General features: G+C 72.4%; 28 protein-coding genes and 1 pseudogene. 13 read left to right on the top strand and 16 right to left on the bottom strand.

Features of this window, described 5'->3' with window-relative positions; all coding sequences use genetic code 11:
• The first annotated feature begins 149 nt into the window (after window positions 1-149).
• Window positions 150-620, top strand: a complete 471-nt coding sequence (locus tag G6W55_RS12870) for a helix-turn-helix domain-containing protein (RefSeq protein WP_175520957.1) — start codon at window positions 150-152, stop codon at window positions 618-620.
• A gap of 41 nt (window positions 621-661) precedes the next feature.
• Here the strand turns inward: G6W55_RS12870 and G6W55_RS12865 are convergent, their stop codons facing one another.
• Both G6W55_RS12865 and G6W55_RS12860 read right to left on the bottom strand, forming a co-directional pair.
• A complete protein-coding gene (locus tag G6W55_RS12865) occupies window positions 662-1,618 on the bottom strand; it encodes a PmoA family protein (protein ID WP_175520956.1) in 957 nt (318 codons plus the stop codon).
• Entirely contained in the window at window positions 1,615-2,778 is a 1,164-nt protein-coding gene (locus G6W55_RS12860) for a Gfo/Idh/MocA family protein (protein ID WP_175520955.1), read from the bottom strand. The genes G6W55_RS12865 and G6W55_RS12860 overlap by 4 nt, the downstream gene beginning before the upstream one ends.
• A 307-nt stretch (window positions 2,779-3,085) precedes the next feature.
• On the opposite strand from G6W55_RS12860, the gene G6W55_RS12855 reads away from it, so the two are divergent.
• The 3 genes from G6W55_RS12855 (at window position 3,086) to G6W55_RS12845 (ending at window position 4,799) form a co-directional block, all read left to right on the top strand.
• Window positions 3,086-3,964 (top strand): undecaprenyl-diphosphate phosphatase, encoded by an 879-nt coding sequence (locus tag G6W55_RS12855; RefSeq protein ID WP_175520954.1) that lies wholly within the window; start codon window positions 3,086-3,088, stop codon window positions 3,962-3,964.
• Window positions 3,965-3,977: 13 nt separating this feature from the next.
• Window positions 3,978-4,493 carry a DUF1877 family protein gene (locus tag G6W55_RS12850; protein ID WP_175520953.1) on the top strand — a complete coding sequence of 172 codons (516 nt, stop codon included), beginning with the start codon at window positions 3,978-3,980 and terminating at the stop codon, window positions 4,491-4,493.
• Between the two features lie 126 nt (window positions 4,494-4,619).
• Window positions 4,620-4,799: a hypothetical protein gene (locus G6W55_RS12845; RefSeq protein ID WP_175520952.1), complete on the top strand. Its 180-nt coding sequence runs from the start codon at window positions 4,620-4,622 to the stop codon at window positions 4,797-4,799.
• An 18-nt stretch (window positions 4,800-4,817) separates the two neighbouring features.
• On the opposite strand, the gene G6W55_RS12840 is transcribed toward G6W55_RS12845, so the two are convergent.
• The 3 genes from G6W55_RS12840 to G6W55_RS12830 all read right to left on the bottom strand — a co-directional run bounded on the left by G6W55_RS12840 (window position 4,818) and on the right by G6W55_RS12830 (window position 7,404).
• Window positions 4,818-5,489, bottom strand: coding sequence for a hypothetical protein (locus G6W55_RS12840; RefSeq protein WP_175520951.1), 672 nt, complete (start codon window positions 5,487-5,489; stop codon window positions 4,818-4,820).
• Between the two features lie 90 nt (window positions 5,490-5,579).
• Entirely contained in the window at window positions 5,580-6,764 is a 1,185-nt protein-coding gene (locus tag G6W55_RS12835; RefSeq protein ID WP_175520950.1) for an AI-2E family transporter, read from the bottom strand.
• Window positions 6,765-6,792: 28 nt separating this feature from the next.
• Window positions 6,793-7,404 carry a DUF4291 domain-containing protein gene (locus G6W55_RS12830; RefSeq protein ID WP_175521117.1) on the bottom strand — a complete coding sequence of 204 codons (612 nt, stop codon included), beginning with the start codon at window positions 7,402-7,404 and terminating at the stop codon, window positions 6,793-6,795.
• 101 nt (window positions 7,405-7,505) lie between these two features.
• Here G6W55_RS12830 and G6W55_RS12825 point away from each other — a divergent pair, with 101 nt between their 5' ends.
• Both G6W55_RS12825 and lnt read left to right on the top strand, forming a co-directional pair.
• Window positions 7,506-7,973, top strand: coding sequence for a nuclear transport factor 2 family protein (locus G6W55_RS12825; protein ID WP_175520949.1), 468 nt, complete (start codon window positions 7,506-7,508; stop codon window positions 7,971-7,973).
• 75 nt (window positions 7,974-8,048) lie between these two features.
• A pseudogene (lnt, locus tag G6W55_RS12820) lies at window positions 8,049-9,651 on the top strand (apolipoprotein N-acyltransferase).
• Here the strand turns inward: lnt and G6W55_RS12815 are convergent.
• Window positions 9,569-10,480, bottom strand: a complete 912-nt coding sequence (locus G6W55_RS12815) for a Gfo/Idh/MocA family protein (RefSeq protein WP_175521116.1) — start codon at window positions 10,478-10,480, stop codon at window positions 9,569-9,571. The pseudogene lnt and the gene G6W55_RS12815 overlap by 83 nt on opposite strands.
• 515 nt (window positions 10,481-10,995) lie before the next feature.
• On the opposite strand from G6W55_RS12815, the gene G6W55_RS12810 reads away from it, so the two are divergent.
• Together G6W55_RS12810 and G6W55_RS12805 are read left to right on the top strand one after the other, a co-directional pair.
• Window positions 10,996-11,511, top strand: a complete 516-nt coding sequence (locus G6W55_RS12810) for a DinB family protein (protein ID WP_175520947.1) — start codon at window positions 10,996-10,998, stop codon at window positions 11,509-11,511.
• 176 nt (window positions 11,512-11,687) lie between these two features.
• Window positions 11,688-12,110: a hypothetical protein gene (locus G6W55_RS12805; protein WP_309243699.1), complete on the top strand. Its 423-nt coding sequence runs from the start codon at window positions 11,688-11,690 to the stop codon at window positions 12,108-12,110.
• An 11-nt stretch (window positions 12,111-12,121) separates the two neighbouring features.
• Here the strand turns inward: G6W55_RS12805 and G6W55_RS12800 are convergent, their stop codons facing one another.
• From G6W55_RS12800 to G6W55_RS12770, 7 genes are all read right to left on the bottom strand, one after another.
• Entirely contained in the window at window positions 12,122-12,586 is a 465-nt protein-coding gene (locus G6W55_RS12800) for a hypothetical protein (protein WP_175520946.1), read from the bottom strand.
• Between the two features lie 121 nt (window positions 12,587-12,707).
• A complete protein-coding gene (gene ung / locus G6W55_RS12795; protein WP_175520945.1) occupies window positions 12,708-13,397 on the bottom strand; it encodes a uracil-DNA glycosylase in 690 nt (229 codons plus the stop codon).
• 78 nt (window positions 13,398-13,475) lie between these two features.
• Window positions 13,476-15,029 carry an ABC transporter substrate-binding protein gene (locus G6W55_RS12790; protein ID WP_175520944.1) on the bottom strand — a complete coding sequence of 518 codons (1,554 nt, stop codon included), beginning with the start codon at window positions 15,027-15,029 and terminating at the stop codon, window positions 13,476-13,478.
• A 231-nt stretch (window positions 15,030-15,260) separates the two neighbouring features.
• A complete protein-coding gene (locus G6W55_RS12785; RefSeq protein WP_030795752.1) occupies window positions 15,261-16,022 on the bottom strand; it encodes an SDR family oxidoreductase in 762 nt (253 codons plus the stop codon).
• A gap of 62 nt (window positions 16,023-16,084) precedes the next feature.
• Entirely contained in the window at window positions 16,085-16,846 is a 762-nt protein-coding gene (gene fabG / locus G6W55_RS12780) for a 3-oxoacyl-ACP reductase FabG (protein WP_085209559.1), read from the bottom strand.
• Window positions 16,847-16,970: 124 nt separating this feature from the next.
• Window positions 16,971-17,420, bottom strand: a complete 450-nt coding sequence (locus tag G6W55_RS12775; protein ID WP_309243698.1) for a DUF3037 domain-containing protein — start codon at window positions 17,418-17,420, stop codon at window positions 16,971-16,973.
• Window positions 17,417-18,193 carry a HipA family kinase gene (locus tag G6W55_RS12770; protein ID WP_175520943.1) on the bottom strand — a complete coding sequence of 259 codons (777 nt, stop codon included), beginning with the start codon at window positions 18,191-18,193 and terminating at the stop codon, window positions 17,417-17,419. The genes G6W55_RS12775 and G6W55_RS12770 overlap by 4 nt, the downstream gene beginning before the upstream one ends.
• Window positions 18,194-18,381: 188 nt before the next feature.
• On the opposite strand from G6W55_RS12770, the gene G6W55_RS12765 reads away from it, so the two are divergent.
• Complete coding sequence (locus tag G6W55_RS12765; RefSeq protein ID WP_175520942.1) at window positions 18,382-18,897, top strand: Rieske (2Fe-2S) protein; 516 nt, start codon at window positions 18,382-18,384, stop codon at window positions 18,895-18,897.
• Here the strand turns inward: G6W55_RS12765 and G6W55_RS12760 are convergent.
• Entirely contained in the window at window positions 18,884-19,531 is a 648-nt protein-coding gene (locus G6W55_RS12760; protein WP_175520941.1) for an isochorismatase family cysteine hydrolase, read from the bottom strand. The genes G6W55_RS12765 and G6W55_RS12760 overlap by 14 nt on opposite strands.
• A gap of 128 nt (window positions 19,532-19,659) precedes the next feature.
• Here G6W55_RS12760 and G6W55_RS12755 point away from each other — a divergent pair, with 128 nt between their 5' ends.
• Window positions 19,660-20,127 carry a pyridoxamine 5'-phosphate oxidase family protein gene (locus tag G6W55_RS12755; protein WP_175520940.1) on the top strand — a complete coding sequence of 156 codons (468 nt, stop codon included), beginning with the start codon at window positions 19,660-19,662 and terminating at the stop codon, window positions 20,125-20,127.
• 44 nt (window positions 20,128-20,171) lie between these two features.
• Here G6W55_RS12755 and G6W55_RS12750 read toward each other — a convergent pair whose 3' ends face one another.
• The gene (locus G6W55_RS12750) at window positions 20,172-21,074 is read right to left on the bottom strand and encodes a LysR family transcriptional regulator (protein WP_175520939.1); all 903 of its coding nucleotides are present in this window, start codon (window positions 21,072-21,074) and stop codon (window positions 20,172-20,174) included.
• 74 nt (window positions 21,075-21,148) lie between these two features.
• On the opposite strand from G6W55_RS12750, the gene G6W55_RS12745 reads away from it, so the two are divergent.
• Complete coding sequence (locus tag G6W55_RS12745) at window positions 21,149-22,168, top strand: DMT family transporter (RefSeq protein WP_254876225.1); 1,020 nt, start codon at window positions 21,149-21,151, stop codon at window positions 22,166-22,168.
• Between the two features lie 21 nt (window positions 22,169-22,189).
• Here G6W55_RS12745 and G6W55_RS12740 read toward each other — a convergent pair whose 3' ends face one another.
• Entirely contained in the window at window positions 22,190-23,521 is a 1,332-nt protein-coding gene (locus tag G6W55_RS12740; protein ID WP_175520938.1) for an aminotransferase class I/II-fold pyridoxal phosphate-dependent enzyme, read from the bottom strand.
• A gap of 35 nt (window positions 23,522-23,556) precedes the next feature.
• Between G6W55_RS12740 and G6W55_RS12735 the strand changes: the two genes are divergently transcribed.
• Together G6W55_RS12735 and G6W55_RS12730 are read left to right on the top strand one after the other, a co-directional pair.
• Window positions 23,557-24,240 carry a pyridoxamine 5'-phosphate oxidase family protein gene (locus tag G6W55_RS12735; protein ID WP_175520937.1) on the top strand — a complete coding sequence of 228 codons (684 nt, stop codon included), beginning with the start codon at window positions 23,557-23,559 and terminating at the stop codon, window positions 24,238-24,240.
• A complete protein-coding gene (locus G6W55_RS12730) occupies window positions 24,240-24,872 on the top strand; it encodes an FMN-binding negative transcriptional regulator (RefSeq protein WP_175520936.1) in 633 nt (210 codons plus the stop codon). Before G6W55_RS12735 ends, G6W55_RS12730 begins: the two co-directional genes overlap by 1 nt.
• Window positions 24,873-25,430 lie beyond the last annotated feature (558 nt).

The following is a 25,430-nucleotide window of genomic DNA, read 5'->3' as shown; positions in this document are numbered from 1 at the left end:
CGGGCCTCCACGAATACGGGCACGGGTACGGGCACGGCTACTGGCGCGGCTACTGGTGAGTAGGAAATCCGAACTCACCATAGACCCGAGGGTTTGGAAATCCAACCCACTAGAGTTTGTTTTTCCAACCCTCACCTAGACTGTCGGCCATGGCCTCCCCCAAGGACCCGCGCCCCTGCTCGATCGCCGACGCCCTCGCACTCGTCGGCGAGAAGTACTCCCTGCTCGTCCTGCGGGAGGTGTGCCTGGGCAACGGCCGCTTCGACCAGCTCGTGCGCAACATCGGCGCCCCGCGCGACGTCCTCACCACCCGGCTGCGCCGCCTGGTCGACGCCGGCATCCTCACCCGGCGGCCCTACAGCGAACGCCCGCAGCGCTTCGAGTACCGGCCCACGCAGGCGGGCCTCGACCTGGAGCCGGTCCTGATGACCCTGATGGCCTGGGGCGACCGCCATCTGCGCGGGGACGCGGAACGCCCCATGGTCATCGAGCACGCCTGCGGCAACGAACTCGTCCCCGTGGTCACCTGCCGGGCGTGCGGCGGCGAGGTCCGCCACGAGGACCTCACCGCCCACCCCCAGGCCCCCGGCTGGACGACCCAGGGCCCGACGGCGGCCTAGAACACGCGACGCGCGCGCACCCCACACTCCCGCTCACGCGCTCACCAGGGATGCGACTCCAGATACGCGCCGATCTCCTCCCGCCCCCAGGCGCCGTCGGCCACGATCACGCGGTAGCGGCGGGCGAAGGTGTCGCCGGGGGCCAGTTCCAGTTCGTCGAAGAAGGCCCAGGAGGGGGCGAGTCCCACGAAGGGTTCGTTGCGGACGAACCAGTGGGCGGGGTGGGTGCCACCGGCGCCCGTGTGGTCGTTCCCGGGGGCGTGCGCGAAGACGACGGTGGCGTGGCCGTCGCTGCCGTCGTGCTCGCCCGTGACCGCGAGCCACTCGCTCTGCGAGGCCATCAGGCCGGGCCCCTCCCCGTCGGGGCCGATGATCCGGCCGCCCCGGAAGGAGCGCGGGCCCCGCCAGAACAGGCCCGTGTATCCCGCCAGTTCCCGTCCGGCGGTGGTCGGACTGCCGAAGCGCAACGGCTCCTCACGGCGGTTGGTGACGGCACTGGCCCAGGTCAGGGCCCAGACGCCGGCGCCCCGGTCGACGTCGTGCACCTCGATCCGGCGCGACTCCTCGGCCCACAGCCCCCCGCCGTAGGGATGCCAGGTCAGCCGTTCGGCGACGACCGCCCGGTCACCGCCGGCAGTGACCTCGTCGAAATCGACGTGAACCATCGAGCCGACCCGCTCGGGCAGCGCGAGATACCCCTCACCGTGGACGTACGTGTTGCCGCCCCACAGGTTGGCCCCGGACAGATGGGAGGCGGTCAGGGAGAGGCCCTTGTGCCAGCGGTGGTCGTTCGGGCGGTAGTCGGTGACGAGATCGCCCCGGAGGGTCCGCAGCGGGTGGACGTACGGCCGCGGCGCCTCCCAGGCCGCCTCGGGCCGGTAGACGTAGGCGAGCAGCTCGACGCCCGTCGCGGGGTCGCTCACCGTGATCCGGTCGCCGAGGGAGTGCACGAGACGCAGACCGCGGCCGCCCTCGTCCGCCCCTCCGGCGGCGCTCATACGGCCGCCTCCACGGCCGTCGGCGCCCAGCCCGGGGCGCCCCCGTGCAGGGCCGTGTAGTACGGATCCCCGGGGCCGATCTCCCCGCGCCGCACCGTCGCGCCGGTGAACGCGGACTTGTAGAGCGAGGTGACCAGCTCCAGGCTGGTGCGCCCGTCCGCGCCGCTGCCCCGCGGGCGCGTCCCGGCGCGCAGGGCGGCGAGAAGCTCCCGCAGTTGGGCCAGGTGCGAGCTGGGCTCGTCGGGACCGAAGTCCCGCCAGACGGCCACCTCGTCCGCGGGGACGCCAGGGGCGGGAGTGATCCGCCAGTCGGCGTTGGAGTGGCCGTAGAGGTGGGTCAGCTCGACGGTGGCGCGCTCGCAGTCGATGCGGATGCGGCTGACCTCGTCGGGGCTGAGGACGCTGTTCACGACCGTCGCCAGCGTGCCGCCGTCGAAGCGGAGCAGGGCGGTGGAGACGTCCTCGGTCTCGATGTCGTGGACGAGGCGGCCCGCCATGGCGCGCACCTCGCTCCACGGACCGAGCAGGTCCAGGAGCAGGTCCGTCTGATGGATGCCGTGGCCCATGGCGGGGCCGCCGCCCTCGGTCCCCCAGCGGCCGCGCCAGGGCACGGCGTAGTACGCGGCGTCGCGGTACCAGGTGGTCTGGCAGTGCGCGACGAGCGGTCGCCCGAGCGCCCCCTCCGCGAGCAGCCGCCGCACGTGCCGGGCCCCGGAGCCGAACCGGTGCTGGAAGACGATCGAGGCGTACGGCCCGCCCTCCGCGCCCTCCTCCGCCTGTACGGCGTCGTAGTCGGCCAGGGTCGGCACCGGGGGTTTCTCGCACCACACCCAGGCGCCGGCCCGCAGCGCCGCCACGCTCTGCTCGCGGTGCAGAGTGGGCGGGGTGCAGACGGTCACCAGATCGGGGCGCCGCTCGGCGAGCATCCGCTCCAGGTCGGTGTAGGCGTGCGGGACGCCACCCTCGGCGCAGAACGCCTCGACCGCCGCGGCGTCGATGTCGACGGCCGCGACCACCTCCGTCCCGCCCTCGGCAGCGAGCTGCCGCAGCGCGGGCAAGTGGGAGACCCGGGCGATGGCACCGGTCCCGATCACGGCGACCCGGACCGGACGGCCGGCGAGCGGAGCGGGCCGGGGTGGCGGGGTGCGGGAGGACGACATCGGCGGATCAGCACTCCTCCGAGGAACGGCGGACGGCGGACGGCGGACACGGCTCATGAGCGGTACACGCGAGGAGAACGCCGACACCAGAGCCGTAGCAAGCGCTTTCCCCGCCCGGCAGCAACGTAGGCGCCACCCACCGGCCGGGTCAACCGTCCGAACGCCCGGGGCCGCCGTGCATCAAACCCCTGTGCGGGGCCGTCACCCAGGACCGCTACGCTTCCTGTGCACACCTCTTGATCACGCGCGCGGCGGCATGCCGTCCCCGCCGCCCCTTTCCCGATCGGCGCTTGGACTCCTTAACCTCATGTCTTGGTTTGAATCCCTCATCCTCGGACTCGTCCAGGGGCTGACCGAGTTCCTCCCCGTCTCCTCCAGCGCGCATCTGCGCCTGACCGCGGCCTTCTCCGGCTGGGAGGACCCCGGGGCCGCCTTCACGGCGATCACCCAGATCGGCACGGAGGCCGCGGTGCTGATCTACTTCCGCAAGGACATCGGGCGGATCATCTCGGCGTGGACCCGGTCGCTGTTCGACAGCGCGGTCCGCAAGAAGGACCACGACGCCAAGATGGGCTGGCTGGTGATCGTCGGCTCCATCCCGATCGGTGTGCTGGGCGTCACGCTCAAGGACCAGATCGAGGGCCCGTTCCGCGATCTGCGGATCACCGCGACCATGCTGGTCGTGATCGGCATCGTCATAGGCATCGCCGACCGGCTGGCCGCGCGCGACGAGAAGGGCGGCCGGCACCGCGCCGCCAAGCAGCGCAAGTCGCTGGAGGACCTGGGCGTCCGGGACGGCCTGATCTACGGCCTCTGCCAGGCGTGCGCCCTCATCCCGGGCGTCTCCCGCTCCGGCGCCACGATCAGCGGCGGCCTCTTCATGGGCTACCGGCGCGAGGCGGCGGCCCGCTACTCCTTCCTCCTCGCCATCCCGGCCGTCCTCGCCTCCGGCGTCTTCGAGCTGAAGGACGCGATGGAGGGCGGCCACGTGGACTGGGCACCGACGGCCTTCGCGACGGTGATCGCGTTCGTCTCCGGGTACGCGGTGATCGCCTGGTTCATGAAGTTCATCAGCACCAAGTCGTTCATGCCGTTCGTGTACTACCGGGTCGTCCTCGGCATAGTGATCATCGCCCTCGTCGCGATGGGCGTACTGAGCCCTCACGCGGCGGAGTCGGCGGGCTGATCCGACATCGCCGATGGCCCTCACCCAACAGACGGCGCGCGTCTCCCCGGCGTACCTGGACCGCTGCCGCGCGACGGCGCTCGACTCGCCGGACGCCGCGCCGGGCTGGGATCCGCCCGAGACAGATCTGCTCGACACGGACTGGGGCCTGTGGGGCCTGCTCTGGTACGGCCGCCGAGTGGGCGCCGCCCTCGAAGCGAGGGCGCTGATCGTGCGGGCCATCCACGGCGACCCCGGCGGACAGGTCGGCTTCCTGGATCACGACGAGGTCTACGACGGCTACGGCGACCCGCCCCGCCTGCTGGCGCCGGAGGCGGTCCGGGACGTGTCCCGGGGCCTCGACGCCATCGACCTCGACGGATACCTCGCGGCCCTGCCCGCCTCCCCCGGAGAGGCGGCCGATGCCTGCGGGTTCAGGGGATTCAACGGTGACGTCCGGGAGTACCTGGTCCGGCGCTTCGAGGCGCTGCGGGCGTTCTACCGCGAGGCGGCGGAGCGGGGCCTGTGCGTGCTGACGTGGATCGACTGACCGGGTGACGGTTGGCCGAACCCCCGCCGACATGGCCCCCGTTGATCGATCATCCGTGACCAACCCCATACCCCCCGCGTAGCCGTCCGGTAGCGCGCTGTCAGTTCTTGCGCCTAGGCTTGCGCCGTGTCCCCCACTTCAGGTGCCCCTGGTTCCGTGCTGTCCGCGACCGAGTTGAACGAGCGGATCAGAGCCCTGTGGCTGCGCGCGGGCGGGTCGCTGTCGGCCGCCGAGCGGGCGGAGTACGAAGTGCTGGTGGTCGCGTGGGCCCAGGCGGTCCGGGGCAAGGTCGTCGCAGCCGCGTAAGCAAGGGCGCACGCCCGGTCACTGCTCGGGCAGGCGCCAGTACTGCCGGTCCTTCTCGTCGCGCACGATCACGCCGAGGCGCCCCAGTTCCGTCCGCAGCTCACGGGCGTCCGAGGCGTCGTCCTTCGCCTTCAGCGCCCTGGCCCGGGCGTGCAGCAGGGCGTTCGCGCCCTCGGGCAGACCGGCCGCGCCCGGCACCCAGCGCCGGAACTGCTCCCGGTGCGGATCCTCGTCGGCCCAGCGGTGGCCGTGCTTGGTGAAGGCACGGGCCAACCGGGCCCAGGGCAAGCCGCAGTTCTCCCGGGCGAGTTCCGCACCCGTCCGGCTCAGCAGCACGAGCTGCTTGCCGTCACGTGCGGCGAGGGCGATCTCCTCGCGGGCGAACTCCCGCTTCTCGCCCCGCACCGCGAGCCCCACCCGCGCGTCATCCACCGTCACGGTCAGCGACTCGTGCAGCGCGCCGAACCCGAAGAACAGGCCCACCACGGCACCGACCACGGCGGTGCCCAGGGTGCGGGCGGGCTCGGGCACCGAGTCCACCAGTTCGGCCGGACCCTTCAACGGCGCCCACGGCAGCGACACCAGCCAGTCCGCGAGGAACGGGACCAGCAGCCCCACCCCCACCCCGCATCCGACGCAGAACGCCAACACGTCCCGGGCCGACTCCGCGACCACCGTCCTCTTCCTCATGCGACCACTCTGCGCGGTCGTCGCACGTCCGGTCGTCGGCCGATGGTCTACGCCGCCCCGACTTTGGTCGCACCCTGAGTGCGGGCGCCCTCAGGCCCCGGCCGGCTCAGGTCCGGGCTGCCCGACCGCCCCCTCCGGCACCGCCGCCAACTCGCCCGACTCCCGCGTCTCTTCCACGTCATCCGGATCCGCCGGCTCACCCGACTCCCCCGCCGGATCGACAAGTTGCTCCCGCACGTAGTTCCACACCACGGCGATCATCGCGGCGACCGGTACCGCGAGGAGGCTGCCGACGATGCCCGCCATGCTGCCGCCCAGGGTGACCGCAAGCAGGATCACCGTCGCGTGGAGACCGAGCCCGCGGCTCTGGATCATCGGCTGGAAGACATTGCCCTCCAACTGCTGCACCACCACGATGATGCCGAGCACGATCAGCGCGTCCATCGGCCCGTTGGACACCAGCGCGATGAGGACCGCGACGAAGCCGGCGAACAGCGCGCCCACGATCGGCACGAACGCCGAGACGAACGTCAGCACCGCCAGCGGCAGCACCAGCGGAATGTCCAGGACCCACAGCCCGATGCCGATGAAGACGGCGTCCAGCAGCCCCACCAGCGCCTGCGACCGCACGAACGAACCCAGCGTGTTCCAGCCGCGCTCGGCCACGATCGGCACGTCGACCGCGAGCCGGCCCGGCAGTTGACGGGTCAGCCACGGCAGGAACCGCGGACCGTCCTTGAGGAAGAAGAACATCAGGAACAGCGCGAGCACGGCGGTGACCACCCCGTTCACCACGGTCCCCACCCCCGTGGCGACCGCGGACACCATGCTGCCGACGCTGTTCTGCACCCGGTCGACGGCCGAGTCGAACGCCCCCGCGATCTGCTCGTCGCCGATGTTCAGCGGCGGACCCGACGCCCACTCCCGCAGCCGCTGGATACCGGCCACGACACCGTCGGTGAGTTCCCCGGACTGCGAGGACACGGGGACGGCGATCAGCGCGACGATACCCGCCACGACCAGCAGGAACAGCAGGGTCACGGCCGACGCGGCGGGCGCCGGACGCCACCCCCACCGGCGCAGCGCGCGGGTCGCGGGCCAGGTCAGCGTGGTGAGGAACAGGGCGACGACGAGCGGCCACACGACGGACCACATCCGGCCGAGCGCCCACAGCGCGACGGCGAGCAGCACGAGAATCAGCAGCACGTCGAGCGAGGCACGGGCGGACGCGCGCAGCGCGGCACGGGTTCTCGCGGAACTCAGCGGGGCAGACATGCCGCCACCCTATATTCGGCCACGCGCCCTAACGCCGCAGGTGATCCAGCATTCCCGGCTCCGTGGGATACGGCCGCTCCACCGGCAACAGCGCCTGCGCACGGTCGAGTTCACCGGCCCGCACGAGCGCGTGGATCTCGGTGGCGAGCGGGGTGACGTCCTCGATGCCGACGATCCACTCGTCGGCGTACCGCTCGGTCGCCTCCCCCGCGAGGCCCAACTGCAAGGACCGGTACGGCAAGGGCCGCAACCGCAGGTCACGCTCCGGGTCCCACTGGACGCGCGCCGGGGCTCGCTTCAACTGCCGTTTCCACTCGCCCTGTTCGCCGTGGAGGACGGGCACGTGATGGGAGAGGCAGGAGTTGCGCAGGGCCCATTCGAAGCCGTCGCGGCGTATCTCCACGGCCAGTACGGTCTCCTGACCCTCCTTCAGGCCCCATCCGCAGCGGTACATCATCCACAGGAAGCTGGGCTTGATCCAGGTCATGCGGGTGCGGCTCCACTGGGCCGGGAAGCGGCCGTCACGGGCCGCCGGAAGGCCCAACCCCGGGCGGTACGCCTGGTAGACGGTGAGTGTCGTCCCGGTGTGCCGGGCGCGGATGCGGAACTTGGGTTCGGTCTCGGTCGCGGGTTCGGGCATGTCGTTCACGGCATCAGAATCGGCCCCGCCCCCCGACCGGGGCCACCGAATATCACCGCATGGCTCTTGGCCCGGAAGCCGTCATGCCCAACACTCGGCGCATGACGCAGCGTGTGGAGCTGGCCACCGTGATGGACCGGCTGGCCGTCGACGGACTGATCACCGACTACGCGGGGGCGGTGGACGACGGCGACTGGACGGCGTACCGCGGCCTGTTCGCACCCGGCGGGCGGGCCGACTACCGGTCGGCCGGCGGGATCGAGGGAGAAGCGGGGAGTGTCGCCGCGTGGCTCGCGGAGAGCATGCGGCTGTTCTCGATGTGCCAGCACCTCATCGTCAACCGCAGGATCGCCTTCGGGATCCTGGACCAGGACACCGGCGACACGGCCCGGGTACGGGCCGACTACGTCAACCCGATGCGGCTGGCCGCGACCGCGGAGGGTTCCCCGGCCGGCGCGCCGGACTTCGTCTGCGGAGGCCGCTACTCCTTCGGTCTGGTGCGGACGGCCGACGGCTGGCGGCTGAGCGAGGTGGTCGTCGCCGAGAAATGGCGCAGGATGCCCGGCTGAGCCGAAAGGCGCCCTGTCGTAGATCGTCCCGGACGCGCACACTGGAGGGGACGGGTGGGGACAGGGAGGTGCCGTGTGAGGACGTTCGGCCACTGGATCGCCTCCCCCTGGCGGCGCGGTTCCGTCGCCGCCCTCGCGGGCGCCCTGCCCGTGCTCGCGTTCCCGGCCCCGGGGCTGTGGTGGTGGGCGTACGGGGCGCTCGTCCCGTGGATCCTGCTGATCCGCTCGGCGCCGACGGCACGGCGGGCGGCGCTCGACGGCTGGTGCGGCGGGTTCGGCTTCATGCTGGCGATGCACCACTGGCTGCTGCCGAGCCTGCATGTGTTCACCCTGGTCATCGCCGCGCTGCTGGGGGCCCTGTGGGCGCCGTGGGCGTGGCTGGTGCGCAGGTTCCTCGCGGCGCCCGACGGGGTGCCGGCCCAGGGCCGGGTGCCGGCCGCCCTGCTCGTCGTGCCGTCGGCCTGGCTGGCGGTCGAACTGGTGCGGTCCTGGCAGGGGCTGGGCGGGCCGTGGGGTGTGCTCGGGGCGAGTCAGTGGCAGATGGAACCGGCGCTGCGGCTGGCCTCGGTGGGCGGGGTGTGGCTGCTGAGCTTCCTGGTGGTGGCGGTCAACGTGGCGGTCGCCGTGCTCGTCGCCGTACCGGCGGCCCGGGTTCCGGCCGTCGCGGGGCTCGTGGCCACGGCGGCGACCGCGTCGGCGGCCTGGGCATGGTCGCCGCGGCCCGATGTCGACGGGCGGGTCAGGATCGCCGTCGTGCAGCCGGGCGTGATCGACGGGCCCGACGCCCGTTTCGACCGTGAGGAGGAGCTGACCCGGCGGCTGGCCGGGCAGGACGTCGATCTGATCGTGTGGGGCGAGAGCAGTGTGGGCTTCGATCTCTCCGACCGGCCCGACCTGGCCGGCCGGCTCGCGACGCTGTCCCGGGTGACCGGTGCGGACGTCCTCGTCAACGTCGACGCCCGCCGCGCCGACCGGCCCGGCATCTACAAGAGTTCGGTCCTGGTGGGCCCGGACGGTCCGACGGGCGCCCGGTACGACAAGATGCGGCTGGTGCCGTTCGGGGAGTACGTCCCGGCGCGCTCGCTGCTCGGCTGGGCGACCTCCGTCGGCAAGGCGGCCGGGGAGGACCGGCGGCGCGGGACCGAGCAGGTCGTGATGCACGCGGGGCCGGGGCTGCGGATCGGGCCGATGGTCTGTTTCGAGACGGCGTTCCCCGACATGAGCCGGCATCTGACGGAGGACGGCGCGGACGTGCTGGTCGCGCAGTCGTCGACGTCCACGTTCCAGGGGAGCTGGGCGCCCGAGCAGCACGCGTCGCTGGCCGCGCTGCGGGCCGCGGAGACGGGGCGGCCGTTCGTCCACGCCACCCTCACCGGTGTCTCCGCCGTCCACGACCCGAGCGGCCACCGGATCGGCTCCTGGCTGGGCACGGACACGAGCGCCGTCGCGGTGTACGACGTCCCGCGCGCGGGCGGCACGACCCTGTACGTCCGCTTCGGCGACTGGCCGCTGCACCTGGCGCTGCTGGTGCTGGCCGCGCTGGGGCTCACGGAGGGGTCACGCGCGGTGCGGCGGCACGGCGGGGTCGGCGGCGGTCAGGCGGCCCCGTCCGGCTCCCCCACCGCGCGTACCACCCGCTCGCACAGTTCGTGAGTGGCCAGCGCGTCGCGGGCGCTGAGCCGCTTGCCCGCGCGGACGGCGTCCAGGAAGGCGCCGACGGCCTGCTCGATGCCGCGCTGCCGGGCCACCGGCACCCAGTCGCCGCGCCGCCGCACGGTCGGCTGCCCCTTGTGGTCGATCACCTCGGCGAGATTGACGACCTGGCGCTTGGTGTCCTGCCCGGACACCTCCAGGATCTCCTCGTTGGATCCGCTGAGCCGGTTCATCACACCGAGCGCGGTGAACCCGTCCCCGGCGAGCTGAAGGACCACATGATGCAGCAGCCCGTCCCGGACACGGCCTCGCACGGTGACGTCGTCCACGGGACCGGGCGCGAGGAACCGAAGGGTGTCGACGACGTGGATGAAGTCGTCGAGGATCATCGTGCGGGGTTCCTCGGGCAGTCCGACGCGGTTCTTCTGCATCAGGATCAGCTCACGCGGATGGTCGGCGCACTGGGCGTACCCGGGTGCGAAACGCCGGTTGAAGCCGACGGCCAGGGACACGCCCCGCTCCTCCGCGAGCGCCACCAGCCGCTCGGAGTCGGCGAGTTCGTACGCCAGGGGCTTGTCGACGTACGTCGGCACACCCGCCTCCAGCAGCCGCCCGACGATCTCGGGGTGCACACCGGTCGGCGCGTGCACGAAGGCCGCGTCGAGCCCGGCCCCGACGAGGGAGTCAAGATCCCGATGCCGCTGCGCGAGGGGCACGCGCATGACGTCCCCCACCCTCTCGAGAGTGGCGGGCGTGCGGGTCTGAAGGTGCAACTCGACCCCGGGCCACGCGCTCAACACCGGCAGATAAGCCTTCTGAGCGATGTCCCCGAGCCCGACACAACCGACCTTCACGCCAACTCCCTCACCCACGACCCCACCTTTCCTCGCAGCATACGGCGCCCGCGCGGACGGCTGTTCTCCGATCCGGGGAAGCGGGGCACCCGGAAGCCGGAGCAGCGCCCCCCGGTCGCGATGCCGAGCGGGACACGGGCGACCCGGAACAGACAGGCGGTCGGGGCGCGAATCCGTCGCAGGCGGAGGGCCGGGCAGCCGAGCCGGACGGCGGCCGCTCCGCCGCAGGCGCGGCAGCGTGCCAGGCGAACGGACGACGCCCGCCGGGCCGAGCCGACGGGCGAAGCGGCCGCAGTCCGGCCCCGGACACCCGCCTCGGCGAACGGACGGGGCGCCGGACACCTCCCGCTGGAAGCCGAACGCGCGGGCGCATGGCACCGGCTGCCGACAGGCCGGCCCGACGGGTACGGGCCTGTCCGACACCTGGCCCATCAGCCGCAGACCCGAAGCCCCCGAGCAAGCCATCCGGTGGAAAACCCGTGGCCCCCGCGCCCCTCCCCGGCGACGATGCCAGGATGACGACGACGCAGCGCAGTGAACCCGCCCAGAACGCCGATGAGCGCTCGATGTTGGAGGGGTGGCTGGAGTATCACCGGCAGACCCTGGCGCAGAAGTGCGAGGGGCTGACCGACGCCCAGCTCAGGACCGCCTCCGTGCCGCCCTCGGAGCTGTCCCTGCTGGGGCTGGTGCGGCACATGGCGGAGGTGGAGCGCGGCTGGTTCCGCCGGACGCTCCTGGCCGAGGACGCGGACCCGATCTACTACAGCGAGGAGGACCGCGACGGCGACTTCCATCTCACCGACAAGGACACCTGGGAGGAGGCGTACGCCACCTGGCAGGCCGAGATCGAGACCGCCCGGCGCAATGCCGCCGGCTTCGCGCTGGACGACCTCTCGCGCAACCTGAGCAGGCACAACGGGGAGCCGTTCAACCTGCGCTGGATCTACACCCACATGATCGAGGAGTACGCCCGCCACAACGGCCACGCCGACCTGATCCGCGAGCGCATCGACGGCGCGACCGGCGACTGAGCGCCTGAGCCCCCGGTCTGCGGACGTCAGCGCGGGCGGCCGCGCCCCCATCCGTACGGGGCAGGAGATCACCCGTGCGGGGCAACCTGCGCCCGTCCGCTGTCGCCGCGACGCCCGCAGCCACCAGAGTGGCGCGGGTGCAGCGAACGACGACTACCGCAACGCTCCTGGTCACCGTGGCCGTAACGGCCCTCACCGGGTGCGTGACCGTCCAGGCGCCGGCGGGGCCCGCGCCGGGGGCCGCCGTACCGTCCCGGGCGCCGGTGCCCCGGCCGGACGGGCGGGCCGGGACGCGGGTCGTGCAGGCGCCCGCCCGGGAGGCGCTGGAGATGACCGGGACGGGGCCGTCCCGCGGGCCGGAGCGGTCGGCGGCCCCGGCGGAGCGGCAGCAGGTGGCCCCCGCCCGTCCGCGTCCGGCGCAGCCGCGCCCCCTTCCCCGGCCGACCCGTCCGGAACCGCGACGGCCCGCGGCACCACGTGCCGAGGTCCCGAGCGTGCCGCGCGGCGGCGCCGACGTGTGCGCGCTCGGCCGGAAGTACGGCGGCTGGAAGGGCGACAGCCCGGAGTCGACGATCTGCGACCAGACGTACGGACGGTGAGGCGGGCCGGATCAGGTGTCGCGCCCGTCCTCGCCCAGCCGGTGTTCCATCCGGCTGATCGCCGCCCGTACGCCGTCGCCGTAGCTGTCGTCGGCCAGGGCGCGGGCCGCTCTGCGGGCCCTGCGGACATGGGTGCGGGCGGCACCCGCGCGGCCGAGCTTGAGGTAGTCGGCCGCGAGGTTCAGATGCAGCGAGGGGTACAGGGCGCGCGCCGCGCGGGACTCCTCGTGCTCCTCGGCGGCGGTGAGCGCGCGCAGGTCCCAGGCGAGTTCGTCGAAGGGGTCGTCCTGGGTGTCGGCGAGGTAGTGGGCGAGGGTGCAGCGGTGCAGTGCGTCGCCGTCCTCGCCGACCTCCGCCCACAGCTCGAGGAGACGGCGGCGGGCCTCCTCGCGGTCGCCGCCGTGGTGCAGCATCACGACCTGCCCGATCCGCGTCAGCAGGGCGTCCGGCGCCGTCTGCCCGTGTCGCTCCGCCACCGCGTTCTCCTTGCCGTTCCGGGACGACGCTGCGTCCTCAGGGCGACGCTATCGGCAGCCACCGGCATTCCCGGTCAGGCGGCACCGGGCCGGCGCGCGGAGCGACCGGCCCGGCGGGGCCTCAGGCCGAGGCCAGGTTGGGGATGGTCCAGTCGATCGGGTCGTGGCCCTGCCGGGCCACCGCCTCGTTGATCTGGGTGAACGGACGCGAACCGAAGAACTTCTTCGCCGACAGCGGGGAGGGGTGCGCGCCCTTGACCACGATGTGCCGGCTCTCGTCGATCAGCGGGAGCTTCTTCTGCGCGTAGTTGCCCCACAGGACGAACACCGCGGGGTCGGGCCGGTCGGCCACGGCGCGGATCACCGCGTCCGTGACCTTCTCCCAGCCCTTGCCCTTGTGCGAGTTCGCCTCGCCCGCGCGGACCGTGAGGACCGCGTTGAGCAGCAGCACGCCCTGCCGGGCCCACGGCATGAGATAGCCGTTGTCCGGGACGGGCGTGCCCAGCTCCTCGTGCATCTCCTTGTAGATGTTGCGCAGCGAGGGCGGGATCTTCACCCCCGGGCGCACGGAGAAGCACAGTCCGTGGCCCTGCCCCTCGCCGTGGTACGGGTCCTGGCCGAGGATCAGCACCTTGACCTGGTCGTACGGTGTCGCGTCCAGCGCGGCGAACACCTCTTCGCGCGGCGGGTAGACGGGGCCCTTCGCCCGCTCCTCCTCGACGAACTCGGTCAGCTCCTTGAAGTAGGGCCGGCCGAGTTCGTCGCCCAGAGCCTCGCGCCAGGTCTCGGGCAGCATGGCGATGTCGGTCACGTCAACGTCCTCCGTCGTGCGGTCACTTGCCTGCCACAGAACCTACAGGCGACCACTGACAACGGGGGCCCCGAGTGGTTACCAGCTCGTCTTGCGGGACAGTTCCCAGACCATCATGATCGTGGACGGGTCGAGGGAGCGCTCCGCGCCGGACAGGTCCTCGTTGACGGCGAGGTACTGCTTGCCCTGCCACAGCGGCAGCAGCCGCGCGTCGTCGACCAGGATCTGCTGGGCGGCCTCGAAGTCCTTCACCACGTTGGCGCGGTCGCTCTCCTCGCGGGAGCGCGGCAGCAGCACCTGGGTGATCTCCTTGGCCGGGTAGGGCGTACCGAGGGCGTTCTGGTCACCGACGAAGGGGGCGATGAAGTTGTCGGCGTCCGGGAAGTCGGGGGACCAGCCGCGGCCGAAGACCGGGTACTCGCCCTTCTGGTAGCCGACCACGTAGGTGTTCCACGGGCGGCTCTTGAGGGTGATCTTGAACAGGCCGGACGCTTCGAGCTGCCGCTTCAGCTCCTTGAACTCCAGGGCGGTGTCGGAGCCGTAGCGGTCGGTGGTGTACCAGAGGGTGAGCGGGACGGTCTGGGTGATCCCGGCCTCGGTGAGGATCTCACGGGCCTTCTTCGGGTCCGGGTCGCCGAACTGGTCGAAGAACGCGGTGGTGTGGCCGGTCAGACCCGTCGGGACCATGGAGTACAGCGGGTCGACGGTGTCCTTGTAGACCTTGTGCGCGATCGCGGCCCGGTCGACCACCTGGGCGACGGCGCGGCGCACGGCGAGCTTGTCCGACCAGGGGTCCTTGGGGTTGAACACCAGGTAGTTGATGTTGGCGGTGACGCCCTCGACGATCTGGAGGCCCGCGTTCTCACCGCCCTTGGTGTCCAGGGCGACGATGTCGTCGGCCGCGAGACCCTGGTAGGTGATGTCGATGTCGCCGGCCCGCAGGGCCTTGACCATCTCGCCGGAGTCCTGGAAGTAGCGGATGGTCACCGCGTCGTTCTTGCGGTCGGCGAAGCCGTCGTAGTTGCCGTTGCGGACGAGGACGGCTTCCTTGCCCTCCTCGTAGGAGTCCAGCCGGTACGGTCCGGAGCCGACGATCCCGGAGTCCTTGCGGACGGCGTCGGCGGGGTACTCGTCGGGGTCCACGAGGGACAGGCCCGGGGTGGCGAGGACGAACGGGAAGGTGGCGTCCGACTTGTTCAGCTTGAACGTCACTTCACGGTCGCCGGTGGCCTCGACGCTCTTGAGGGTGCCGAGCAGACCCGCGGGGCCGGTCTCGGCATTGATCTTCTTGATCCGGTCGACCGAGTACTTGACGGCCTCGGCGTCGATGGCGTCGCCGTTGGAGAACTTCAGGCCCTCGCGGAGCGTGCAGCGGTAGACGCGGCTGGCGCTGTCGTCGAACTTGCAGTTCTCGGCGGCGTCCGGCTGCGGGGTGGTCGCGCCCGGCGGGTAGGACAGCAGCGTCTGGTAGATGTTGCGGAACAGCTCCCAGGAGCCGTCCCAGGCCGCGGCGGGGTCCAACGTACTGGGGGCGCTGGTCGTACCCATGACGATGGGTCCGGCCTCGTCGGAGCCCTCGTCACCGAGAAGACCGCATCCGCTCACCAGGGATATGGACACGATCGCCGCCATGTAACGCAAGGATCGGTTCCGGTTGAACACGCGCACGCTCCTCGATAAGCCATGCCAAGGGTTGGCAGACCATACCGCAGCGCCCGGGGCGCTGGACCCTTGCTCGATACACCATTTGGATCACGGTCGCGCTGACTACGTTGTCATGCCGGATGCGACCTTTTTGCACCGACAAGGGCGCCGCTTCCGTCAAGAAGCGGCGCCCGCGGAGTGAGACGCGGTCCTGCGGGCTCAGCCGACGCCGGCGTTGAGGAAGATACCGCCGTCGACGACGAGCGTCTGCCCCGTGATCCAGTCGGACTGCTCCGAGGTGAGGAACGCGGCGGTGCCGCCGATGTCGGAGGGGACGCCGAGCCGGGCCAGCGGGTAGGCGGAGGCGGCCTCCTCCTCCCGGCCCTCGTACAGGGCCTGCGCGAACTTGGTCTTCACCACGGCCGGGGCGATCGCGTTGACCCGCACCTTCGGGGCGAACTCGTGCGCGAGCTGCTGGGTCAGGTTGATCATCGCGGCCTTGCTGACGCCGTAGGCGCCGATGAACGGCGAGGCCGACAGACCGGCGACGGAGGCGATGTTGACGATCGCGCCGCCGTTGTCCTTCTGCCAGGCGTGCCAGGTGCGCTGGGCGAAGCCGAGCGCGGAGACCACGTTGGTCTCGAAGACCTTGCGGGCGACGTCGAGGTCGAGGTCGGCGATCGGTCCGAACACCGGGTTGGTCCCGGCGTTGTTGACCAGGTAGTCGACGCGGCCGAAGGCTTCCATGGTGCGCTCGACGGCGGCGGCCTGGTGCGCGAGGTCGTGCGCCTTGCCGGCGACGCCGATGACCCGGTCGGCGCCGAGCTGCTCGACGGCCTCCTTCAGGGCGTCCTCGTTGCGGCCGGTGATGCAGACCCGGTCGCCGCGGGCGACCAGCGCCTCGGCGACGCCGTATCCGATGCCCCGGCTGGCGCCGGTGACGAGGGCGACCTTGCCGGAGAGTGCGGGCAGTTCAGTCATGGTGGTGATCCCAGGGGGTCGAAGGGGCCGGTCCGGGTCGGTGCGGATCGGGCTCGGGTCGGCTAGTCGAGCGGTCCGCCGGCCACGTACAGGACCTGGCCGGAGACGAAGCCGGCGGCCTCGTTCGTGAAGAAGGCGATCGCGTTGGCGATGTCGTCGGGCTCACCGACGCGGGCCACGGGGATCTGGGTGGCGGCCGCGGCCTTGAACTCCTCGAAGCCCATGCCGACGCGGGCCGCGGTGGCGGCGGTCATGTCGGTGGCGATGAACCCGGGGGCGACGGCGTTGGCGGTGATGCCGAACTTGCCCAGTTCGATGGCGAGGGTCTTGGTGAAGCCCTGGAGACCGGCCTTGGCGGCCGAGTAGTTGGCCTGGCCGCGGTTGCCGAGCGCCGAGGACGACGACAGGTTGACGATCCGGCCGAAGCCCGCGTCGACCATGTGCTTCTGGACGGCCTTGCTCATCAGGAACGAGCCGCGCAGGTGCACGCCGAGCACGGTGTCCCAGTCGGAGACGCTCATCTTGAACAGCAGGTTGTCGCGGAGGACGCCCGCGTTGTTGACGAGGATGGTCGGCGCGCCCAGCTCCGCCACGACGCGCGCGATGGCCGCCTCGACCTGGGCCTCGTCGGAGACGTCCGCCCCGACCGCGATCGCCCGGCCGCCCGCCGCGGTGATCTTCTCCACGGTGTCCTTGCAGGCGGCCTCGTCCAGGTCGATCACGGCGACGGCGCGGCCCTCGGCGGCCAGCCGTACGGCGGTGGCGGCGCCGATGCCCCGCGCCCCGCCGGTGACGACCGCGACCCGCTGTTCAGTGGTGGACATTGATGTGTCTCCTCGCCCTCGAGTAGAACCTGTGATGTGGTGAGCGACCGCTTAGTACCTTCGTCACGTGACGCTAGAAGCGATGGCACCCGGTGTCAACGGCACACGGCGCCGGTGTGATCCATTACCTCACCAGCAGATCCAGCAACCGCTCGGTCTCGGCCGCCGGATCGGTGGTGAGCCCGGTGTGCACGGGCCCCGGCCGGACCACGGTGGAGCGGGGCGCGACCAGCCAGCGGAACCGCCGCCCGGGATCGTCCCCGGCCGCCTGCCCGGCCGCCGCGCCACCGGCGCAGACGCCCTCGACGGCGCCCAGCGCGGCCCGCACCCCGGCCACGTCCGCCGCCGGGTCCAGGGCGAGCAGCCGGGCCTCGTCCAGATGGGTGCGGGCGCCGAGGTAGCCGCGGGCGCGGCAGTACACCAGGACGCCCGCGTTGATGCGCTCGCCGCGTTCGACGCGCGGTACGACGCGCAGCAGGGCGTACTCGTAGACGTCCCGGTCGCCGCCCTGGCCCGAGCGGGTGATGTGGCGCTCGGTGACATGGCCGGCCATGTGGATGTGGTGGGCGCTCACTTGCCTGCCTCCTGGCGGCCGTCGAGGCCCTCGACGCGCCCGGCGACGACCGACGCCCGGGCGAGCAGGGGCCGTGCGTAGGCCCGTCTGAGGTCGTCGGGGGTGTCGAAGCCCGGTTCGCCGTCGAGCCAGACGTCGGGGATCTCGGCGGTGACCTCGGCGAGCAGGTCGGCGGTGACCTGGGGGGCCAGTTCGGCGGCGGCCGCCGCGATGTCGGGCGCGAAGGACGCGAGGGCGTGGTCGGAGGCGTCGTAGGGGCGGGCCGCGGAGGTCTCCGCGGAGGGCCAGTTGTGGTGCCAGATCATGGTGGCGCCGTGGTCGACGAGCCACAGATCGCCGCGGTGGACCAGCAGGTTGGGGTTGCGCCAGGAGCGGTCGACGTTGTTGACGAGGGCGTCGAACCAGACGATCCGGCCGGCCTCCTCGGGGCTCACCGGGAAGGCCAGCGGGTCGAAGCCGAGGGCGCCGGAGAGGAAGTCCATGCCGAGGTTGGTGCCGCCGCTGGAGCGCAGCAGGTCCTGCACCTGCTGTTCGGGTTCGCCGAGTCCCAGCACCGGTTCCACGTGCACGGTCACGAGGCGGGGCATCCGCAGGCCGAGCCTGCGGGCGAGTTCACCGCAGACGACCTCGGCGACGAGCGTCTTGCGGCCCTGTCCGGCGCCGGTGAACTTCAGGACGTAGGTCCCGAGGTCGTCGGCCTCGACGAGCCCCGGCAGCGAGCCGCCCTCCCGCAGGGGCGTGATGTAGCGGGTGGCGGTGACTTCCTTGAGCATCGACCCAGGTTACTGGCGTGCGGCGGAGCGGCGCCGACAGGTCGGCGACAGCTCCGGCTTACGCGGCCCCGACCTCGAAACGGTCAATATCTCGACACTGTCCGGAGTTGGCACGGGCACTGAACGAGCGGCTCAGATGGTCCGTACCACTCGGCAGATCCACCGATCCCCCTGGAAGGGACCACAGCATGACCAGCGCATCCATCAAACCCTCGTCGGGACCCGCCCGTCGTACCGTCGTGACGGCCGCCGGAGTCGCGGGGCTCGCCGTCGCGCTGACCGCGTGCGGGGGATCCGACGACGGCGGCTCGTCCGAGTCCGTGTCGGCCGGGTCCGCGTCGTCCGGGGGCACCTCGGGCGGCGGCTCCGAGGGTGCGAGCAGCGGCGGCACGGGCGGCGGGGACAACGCGGCGGGCGGGGGCGCGCTGACCACGACGGCCGACATCCCGGAGGGCGGCGGCAAGGTCTTCGGCTCCGAGAAGGTGGTCGTCGTCCAGCCGTCGGCGGGCACGTACAAGGCGTACTCGGCCGTGTGCACGCACGCGGGCTGCGGGGTGAAGAGCGTCGCGGACGGGATCATCAACTGCCCCTGCCACAACAGCAATTTCTCGATCGAGGACGGCAGCGTGAAGAGCGGTCCGGCGACGAAACCGCTGCCCGAGGTGAAGATCACCGTGAGCGGCGACTCGATCAGTCTGGCCTGACGCCGGACGCCCGCAGGCATGTCAGCACCTCGTCCGTGGTCGCGACCGTGGCGACCAACGCGAGGGTGTGACGGATCATGGCGGGCGTGTAGTCGGCGGGCACCCCCGCGATGGCGTCGGAGGGCACGACGGCCGTGTAGCCGCGGTTGACGGCGTCGAAGACGGTGTTGGGAACGGCCACATTGGCCGAGACGCCGGCGACGACGAGCGTACGGCAGCCGAGGTTGCGCAGCAGCGCGTCGACGTCGGTGCCCTGCACGGGCGAGAGGCCGTGCAGCCGCCGGACGACGAGGTCGTGTTCGGCGACCCGGATCGGGGGTGCCACGCGGACGGCGGGGGTGCCGGTGAGCTGCTGGACCGGGAGGCGCCCGGCGGCGCGGAAGAGGCGCGCGTTGCGGTTCGCGCCCCGGCCGTCCGGGCGGCGTTCGGCGACGGCGTGGATCACCTGGACGCCGGCCGCGTGCGCGCCGTCGACCAGCCGGGCCACATTGGCGAGGGCGCCCGACTCCCGTGCCTCAGCGGCGAGTCGGGGCAGTGCGGCGTCCGGTCCCACGACGCCCTGCTGGCACTCCACGGTGATCAGCACGGTGGAGCCGGGGTCGAGAAGGGCGCTCAGTTCTTCGGACGGCGGCACGGCTCCCCCTGGTGTCGGTGCGGACCGGGCGGCGACACTGAACCGCCATTGCGCGGAGCAGGAAGAAGACTCATTCTTTTCTGACGGTACGTCAGGAAGCGGCACAGGAGAAGAGAAGAGGGGGCCGGATGACCGTCACACAGCGCCGGGGCCGGAAGATCATGATGACGTCGGGCGAGCTGGACGCGTTCCTCACCACCCAGCGCACCTGCCGGGTGGCCACGGTGTCCGCCGAGGGCGCACCGCATGTGAGCGCGCTGTGGTACCTGTGGGACGGCAGCGCGCTCTGGCTGTACTCCGTCGTCCGCAGCAAGCGCTGGACCCAGCTCCGGCGCGATCCACGGGTCGCGATCGTGGTCGACACCGGCGAGGAGTACGAGTCGCTGCGCGGCGTCGAGCTGTCGGGGGCCGTGGAGTTCGTGGGCGAGGCTCCGCGCACCGGGGAGCTGTGCGCCGAACTCGACGCCGTGGAGACGCTGTTCGCCCGCAAGAACTTCGGGCTGGACGCGATGCCGCACGACGGACGGCACGCCTGGGTGCGGCTGCGGCCCGACAAGATCGTGTCCTGGGACTTCCGCAAGCTCGGCGACCGGTAGCCCGTCGGCCGCGGCTATGGCGGCCGGTAGCCCCTCGACGGACGTCAACTCACCTTTGTGGCAGCCTCCTTCAGCGCCCTGACCGCCGCCCGGATCGACGGACGGCGGTCGGCGTCCGCCCGCCACACGACGTAGACGTGCCGGCGCACCCGCTGGCGCAGCGGGATCATCACCACCCCGTCGGGCACCGGGTGCCGGCCCAGCACCGGGGCGATGCACACCCCCAACCCGGCGGCGACCAGGTTCAGTTGGGTGTGGGTCTCGGCGGCCCGGTGGCCGACGATCGGTTCGACGCCGCGCGAGCGGAGCGTGAACATCAGCCACTCGTGGCAGAACTCGCCCTCGCCCCAGGTGATCCACTCGTCCCCGGCGAACTCCCCGAGGTCCACCTCGTCCCGGTCCGCGAGCCGGTGCCCGGCGGGAATCGCGACCTCGGCGGGGTCGTCGAGGATGGGCGCCTTGACCAGGCCGTCGGGCAGCGGCATCGGCTTGTTGTACCAGTCGAGGACGACGGCGAGGTCCAGGTCGCCGCGGACCACCCCGGCGATTCCGCGCTCCGGCTCCAGTTCGCACGAGCGCAGCCGCAGCCCGGGGTGCTCCTCGCGCAGCGCGGCGAGTGCCACCGGGAACAGTCCGCGCGCCGCCGTCGGGAACGCCGACAGTCTCAACTCCCCCACCACCTGGCCGCGTTGGGCCTCCAGATCGGACTGGGCCAGCTCGACCTGGGACAGGATCCGGGCCGCGTGGTCGGAGAGCAGCCGGCCCGCGTCCGTGAGCCGCACCCCGCGCCCGTTCTTGGCCAGCAACTGCTGTCCGACCTCCCGCTCCAGCTTGGCCATCTGCTGCGAGACGGCCGAGGTGGTGATGTGCAGGGCGGCGGCCGCCCCGCTGACCGAGCCGTGCCGGGCGAGGGCGTCGAGGGTGCGCAGGCGCTCCAGATTCAACATGTAAGCGATCCTACGAGGTACCGGGTGCGAAGTCTCGCTTGTGCTACGAGATCGTGGGCGGCATGGTGTGGACCATGAGGACCACGACCACCGTCACCGCTCCCGAGCCCGGCCTCGGCACCGCACCCCGTTCCACCCCGCGCCGCGCGCTCGACTGGCGGCTGCGCTTCGGCGCGCTCTCGCTGATCTGGGGCTTCAGCTTCCTGCTGATCAAGGTCGGCACGCACGGCTACGCGCCCTTCCAGGTCACCCTGGGCCGGCTGGTCTTCGGTACGGCGGTCCTGGCGGCGGCGATGGCGGTGAAGCGGGAGCGGATACCGCGCGGGGTGCGCACCTGGGTCCATCTGACGGTCGCCGCGTTCCTCCTCAACGCGCTGCCGTTCTCCCTCTTCGCCTATGCCGAGCTGACGATCCCCTCCACGCTGGCCGGCATCTGCAACGCGACCTCGCCGCTGTGGGGCATGGCCCTCTCCCTGGTCGCCCTCTCCGAGGACCGCCCCACCCGGGTCAGGGTCGCGGGGCTCGGCCTGGGCTTCCTCGGGGTGCTGACCGTCCTGGGCGCGTGGCAGGGCTTCCACGGTCTGGACGCGCGCGGCACGGCGATGGCGCTGCTGGCCTCGCTGAGCTATCCGATCGGCTGGATCTACGTACGGCGCACCCTGGCCGACACGGGGTTCTCGGCGCTGTCGATGACGGGGGCGCAGTTGTTTCTCGCGACGGTGCAACTGGCCGTCGTGACACCACTGTTCACGTCGTTCCCGAGCCGGTTCGCGGTGCTGCCGCTGCTCGCGATCGTCGCGCTGGGGACGCTGGGGACGGGGCTGGCGCTGCTGATCCAGTACGGGCTGGTGACGGAGGTCGGGCCGACGACGGCGCAGATGGTCACGTACTTCATTCCGGTCATCGCGACGGGGGCGGGGGTGGCCGTTCTGGGGGAGTCGCTGCGGTGGTCGACGCCGGTGGGGGCGGTGGTGGTGTTGGCGGGGGCGGCGCTGACGCAGGTTCGGGGGGTGCGCTCCGGCTCGGGGGGTGTGGGGGTGCGTCGGCGGGTGCGGGTGCGTGGGGGCTGGTCGCACAGTTCCCCGCGCCCCTGAGTCGGCCCCCGCATCCGGCACCTATACGTAGCTGCGGGACGGGGACGGGTTCAGGGCCTCTGCCACCGCCGTCGCCAAGGGGGCCGTTTCCTCTTCGGTCAGGGTGGAGATCGTGATGCGGATCGCCGGTGGGGAGGACAGGCGGAAGCGGGCCCCCGGGGACACCGCCCACCCCGCGTGCAGCAGGCGGGCCACCGCTCCCGTCTCGTCCGGGACCGGGACCCAGACGTTCATCCCGCTGCGCCCGTGCGCCGTCACGCCCCGCTCGGCCAGCGCGTCGAACAGCCGCTCGCGCCGCTCCCGGTAGGCCGCGGCCACCGCGGGGCCGTCCACCGCGCCGTCCGTCCACAGCCGTACCACCGCCCGCTGCATCAGCAGACTCACCCAGCCCGGCCCGAGACGGTGCCGGCCGCGGACCCGGTCGACGGTGACGTCGTCCCCGGTCAGCAGGGCGAGCCGCAGGTCGGGGCCGTACGTCTTGGCGACCGAGCGGACGAACGCCCAGTGCCGGGTGACCCCGGCGAGGGGGTGCAGCGGAAGGTCGACGACGCCGTGGCCGTGGTCGTCCTCGATCAGCAGGGTCCCGGGGTGGTCGGCGAGGACGGCCCGCAGGGCGCGGGCGCGGGCGGCGCTCACGGCGGCGCCGGTCGGGTTCTGCGCGCGGGCGGTCACCACCACGGCGCTCGCCCCGCCCTCCAGCGCGGCCCGCAGCCGGTCGGGCAGCGGACCCTCGTCGTCGACGCCGACCGGGACCGTGCGCAGCCCGAGCGCCGGCACGAGGTCGAGCGTCCGGCCCCAGCCGGGATCCTCGACGGCGACGCCGTCCCCCGGTCTGAGGTGCGCGGCGAGGACCCGTTCGACGGCGTCCAGGGCGCCGGAGGCCACGGTCAGCGGTCCGGCGGGCACCCCGTCGGCGTCGAGGGCGGCCCGCGCGAGCCGGGCCAGTTCGGGGTCGACGGGCTCGGCGCCGTACAGGACAGGGTCCCGGTCGCCGCGCTCGGCGGCCGCGGCGAAGGCGCCCGCGAGCGGGGGCAGCAGGGCGGGATCGGGGTTGCCGCCCGCCAGGTCGCGCACCCCCTCGGGCACGTCGAGCCGCACCTTCTCGCGGCCGGTGGTGGCCGGCTTGGGCCGCACCCGGCTGCCCCGGCGCCCGTGCGTCTCGATCACCCCGCGCTCCCGCAGGGTGCGATAGGCGGCCGCGACGGTGTTCGGGTTCACCCCGAGTGTCGCCGCCAACTCCCGCATCGGGGGCAGCAGTTGCCCCGGTTCCAGCGCACCTTCGCCGACCGCGCGCTCGATGCTCGCGGAAATGTCCGCTGCGCGCCGCCCCGTGATCCGATACTCTCCTAGCACAAAGCCAAGTATGCACTAGTGCAATGGAGAGCGCCATGCAGGGGACCCCGGAGACGACGACCCGGCCCGCCGCCTACACCCCGACCGACCGCACGGTCCCCACGCGGTCGGCGCAGAAGGCGTCGTACGACAAGGAACTGGTGCACTCGATACTCGACGAGGGGTACGTCTGCCATCTGGGCTTCGTCCGCGACGGCGCGCCGGTCGTGCTGCCGACGCTGTACGGCCGGGTCGGCGAGACGCTCTATCTGCACGGTTCGACGGGCTCGCGGCCGCTGCGGATGACGGGCAAGGCCGACCCGGGGCTGCCGGTGTGCGTGACGGTGACGCACGTGGACGGTCTGGTGCTGGCGCGCTCGGCCTTCCACCACTCGATCAACTACCGCTCGGTGGTGGTGCACGGTGTCGCCCACACGGTCACGGACCCCGAGGAGAAGCGCGTCGCCCTCGACGCCCTGGTCGACCATGTGGTGCCGGGCCGGGCCGCGGACTCCCGCCCCGCGAACAAGAAGGAACTCGCCGCCACCGCCGTGATCCGCCTCGACCTGAACGAGGTCTCGGCCAAGACCCGCACCGGCGGGGTGAACGAGGAGCCCGAGGACCTCGGCCTCCCCCACTGGGCCGGCGTGATCCCGCTGCGCACGGGCTACGGCGCCCCGCTCCCCGAGGCCGACCTCGCCCCGGGTACGGCCTTCCCCGACTACCTGGCCGCGCTCTGATGCTGATCCACCCCTGGGACGCACCCCGCGACGACACCGAATGGCAGAGCTGGCTGGCCGGCCGCGACTTCGGCCAGCTCGCCGTCAACGGGCCGGCCGGCGAGCCGCCGTTCGTCCAGCCCCTCCACTTCGTCTACGACCTCGACCGCGCCGAGGCCCTCACCCACCTGGCCCGCCCCAACCCGCTCTGGCCCGCGCTGGAGGCGGCCCCGGAGGTCGTGCTGAGCGTGGTGGACGACTACGTGTACGTGCCGGGCCCCTGGCAGGCACCGCCCGACGGACCCCCCGAACACGGCACACCCACGAGCTTCTACACCGCCGTCCAGCTCCGCTGCCGAGCCCACATCGTGGACGACCCCGCCGCCAAGGCCGCCCTGCTCAACCACCAGGTCGGCCACTTCCAGCCGGAGGGCGGCTCGGCCCGCGCGACGGTGGGCGAGGCCCCGTACGGCCGCCTGCTCACCGGAATCCGCGGCCTGCGCCTGGAGGTGACGGGAGTCCGAGCCAAGTTCAAGTACGCCAACCACCGCCCCCCGGAGGTCCAGAACAGGATCGCAACCGCCCTGGCACAACGAAACGCCCCGGGCGACGCGGCGGCCCTGACCCACCTACTACGCCGCCGCACCACCTGACCGGACCGGCACGCCCCACCCTCCACATCGCCGCACCGGCCGACCTGGTGCGGGCGCGACCCACCCCTCGGACGACCCGCCAGGCAAGAACGATCCGCCGGGACGACGCTGCACCACCGCCCCACCCGCTGCGCCGACGCTCCACCAGACCTGGACAGCGCGACCCACCCAATCCACGCAAACCCACCGCGCCGAGGAACGGCCGACAGCCCGCCCCCTCGGACGGCCCCGCCGGGCGAGGGTGGTCCGCCGGGCGACGCCGCCCCACCCGCTGCACGGACGATCCGCCTGATCAGACGGCGCAGCCCACTCGGCAAACGCAAACCCGCCCGGCCGACGAACCGGCCCACCCGGGCGAGAGCCCGCCCCTCGGGCCGCCCCGCCCAGCGAGGGCGGCCCGCCAGGCAACACCGGGGCACCGGCCCACCCACTGCACCGGCAGTCCACCCGGCCACACAGCGCGAACCGTTCGCCACCCACAAACCCACCCACCGACAGACCAGGCGACCCGCGCGCCGGTCAGCCCTTGGACATCCCGTCCGACGATCCCGCCCCTCC

Origin of the sequence: Streptomyces sp. CAI-85 (assembly GCF_013363615.1) — a bacterium.
In the GTDB taxonomy this organism is placed as follows: domain Bacteria; phylum Actinomycetota; class Actinomycetes; order Streptomycetales; family Streptomycetaceae; genus Streptomyces; species Streptomyces antibioticus_B.
This window is presented reverse-complemented; position numbering and strand designations above follow the sequence as displayed.

Bases quoted from the DNA above. Each gene is read 5' to 3' on its own strand.
- G6W55_RS12870 (WP_175520957.1), top strand. From the start codon at position 150: ATGGCCTCCCCCAAGGACCCGCGCCCCTGCTCGATCGCCGACGCCCTC.
- G6W55_RS12865 (WP_175520956.1), bottom strand. From the start codon at position 1,618: ATGAGCGCCGCCGGAGGGGCGGACGAGGGCGGCCGCGGTCTGCGTCTC.
- G6W55_RS12860 (WP_175520955.1), bottom strand. From the start codon at position 2,778: ATGTCGTCCTCCCGCACCCCGCCACCCCGGCCCGCTCCGCTCGCCGGC.
- G6W55_RS12855 (WP_175520954.1), top strand. From the start codon at position 3,086: ATGTCTTGGTTTGAATCCCTCATCCTCGGACTCGTCCAGGGGCTGACC.
- G6W55_RS12850 (WP_175520953.1), top strand. From the start codon at position 3,978: ATGGCCCTCACCCAACAGACGGCGCGCGTCTCCCCGGCGTACCTGGAC.
- G6W55_RS12840 (WP_175520951.1), bottom strand. From the start codon at position 5,489: ATGAGGAAGAGGACGGTGGTCGCGGAGTCGGCCCGGGACGTGTTGGCG.
- G6W55_RS12835 (WP_175520950.1), bottom strand. From the start codon at position 6,764: ATGTCTGCCCCGCTGAGTTCCGCGAGAACCCGTGCCGCGCTGCGCGCG.
- G6W55_RS12830 (WP_175521117.1), bottom strand. From the start codon at position 7,404: ATGCCCGAACCCGCGACCGAGACCGAACCCAAGTTCCGCATCCGCGCC.
- G6W55_RS12825 (WP_175520949.1), top strand. From the start codon at position 7,506: ATGACGCAGCGTGTGGAGCTGGCCACCGTGATGGACCGGCTGGCCGTC.
- G6W55_RS12810 (WP_175520947.1), top strand. From the start codon at position 10,996: ATGACGACGACGCAGCGCAGTGAACCCGCCCAGAACGCCGATGAGCGC.
- G6W55_RS12790 (WP_175520944.1), bottom strand. From the start codon at position 15,029: ATGGCGGCGATCGTGTCCATATCCCTGGTGAGCGGATGCGGTCTTCTC.
- G6W55_RS12785 (WP_030795752.1), bottom strand. From the start codon at position 16,022: ATGACTGAACTGCCCGCACTCTCCGGCAAGGTCGCCCTCGTCACCGGC.
- fabG (WP_085209559.1), bottom strand. From the start codon at position 16,846: ATGTCCACCACTGAACAGCGGGTCGCGGTCGTCACCGGCGGGGCGCGG.
- G6W55_RS12770 (WP_175520943.1), bottom strand. From the start codon at position 18,193: ATGCTCAAGGAAGTCACCGCCACCCGCTACATCACGCCCCTGCGGGAG.
- G6W55_RS12765 (WP_175520942.1), top strand. From the start codon at position 18,382: ATGACCAGCGCATCCATCAAACCCTCGTCGGGACCCGCCCGTCGTACC.
- G6W55_RS12755 (WP_175520940.1), top strand. From the start codon at position 19,660: ATGACCGTCACACAGCGCCGGGGCCGGAAGATCATGATGACGTCGGGC.
- G6W55_RS12750 (WP_175520939.1), bottom strand. From the start codon at position 21,074: ATGTTGAATCTGGAGCGCCTGCGCACCCTCGACGCCCTCGCCCGGCAC.
- G6W55_RS12745 (WP_254876225.1), top strand. From the start codon at position 21,149: ATGAGGACCACGACCACCGTCACCGCTCCCGAGCCCGGCCTCGGCACC.
- G6W55_RS12735 (WP_175520937.1), top strand. From the start codon at position 23,557: ATGCAGGGGACCCCGGAGACGACGACCCGGCCCGCCGCCTACACCCCG.
- G6W55_RS12730 (WP_175520936.1), top strand. From the start codon at position 24,240: ATGCTGATCCACCCCTGGGACGCACCCCGCGACGACACCGAATGGCAG.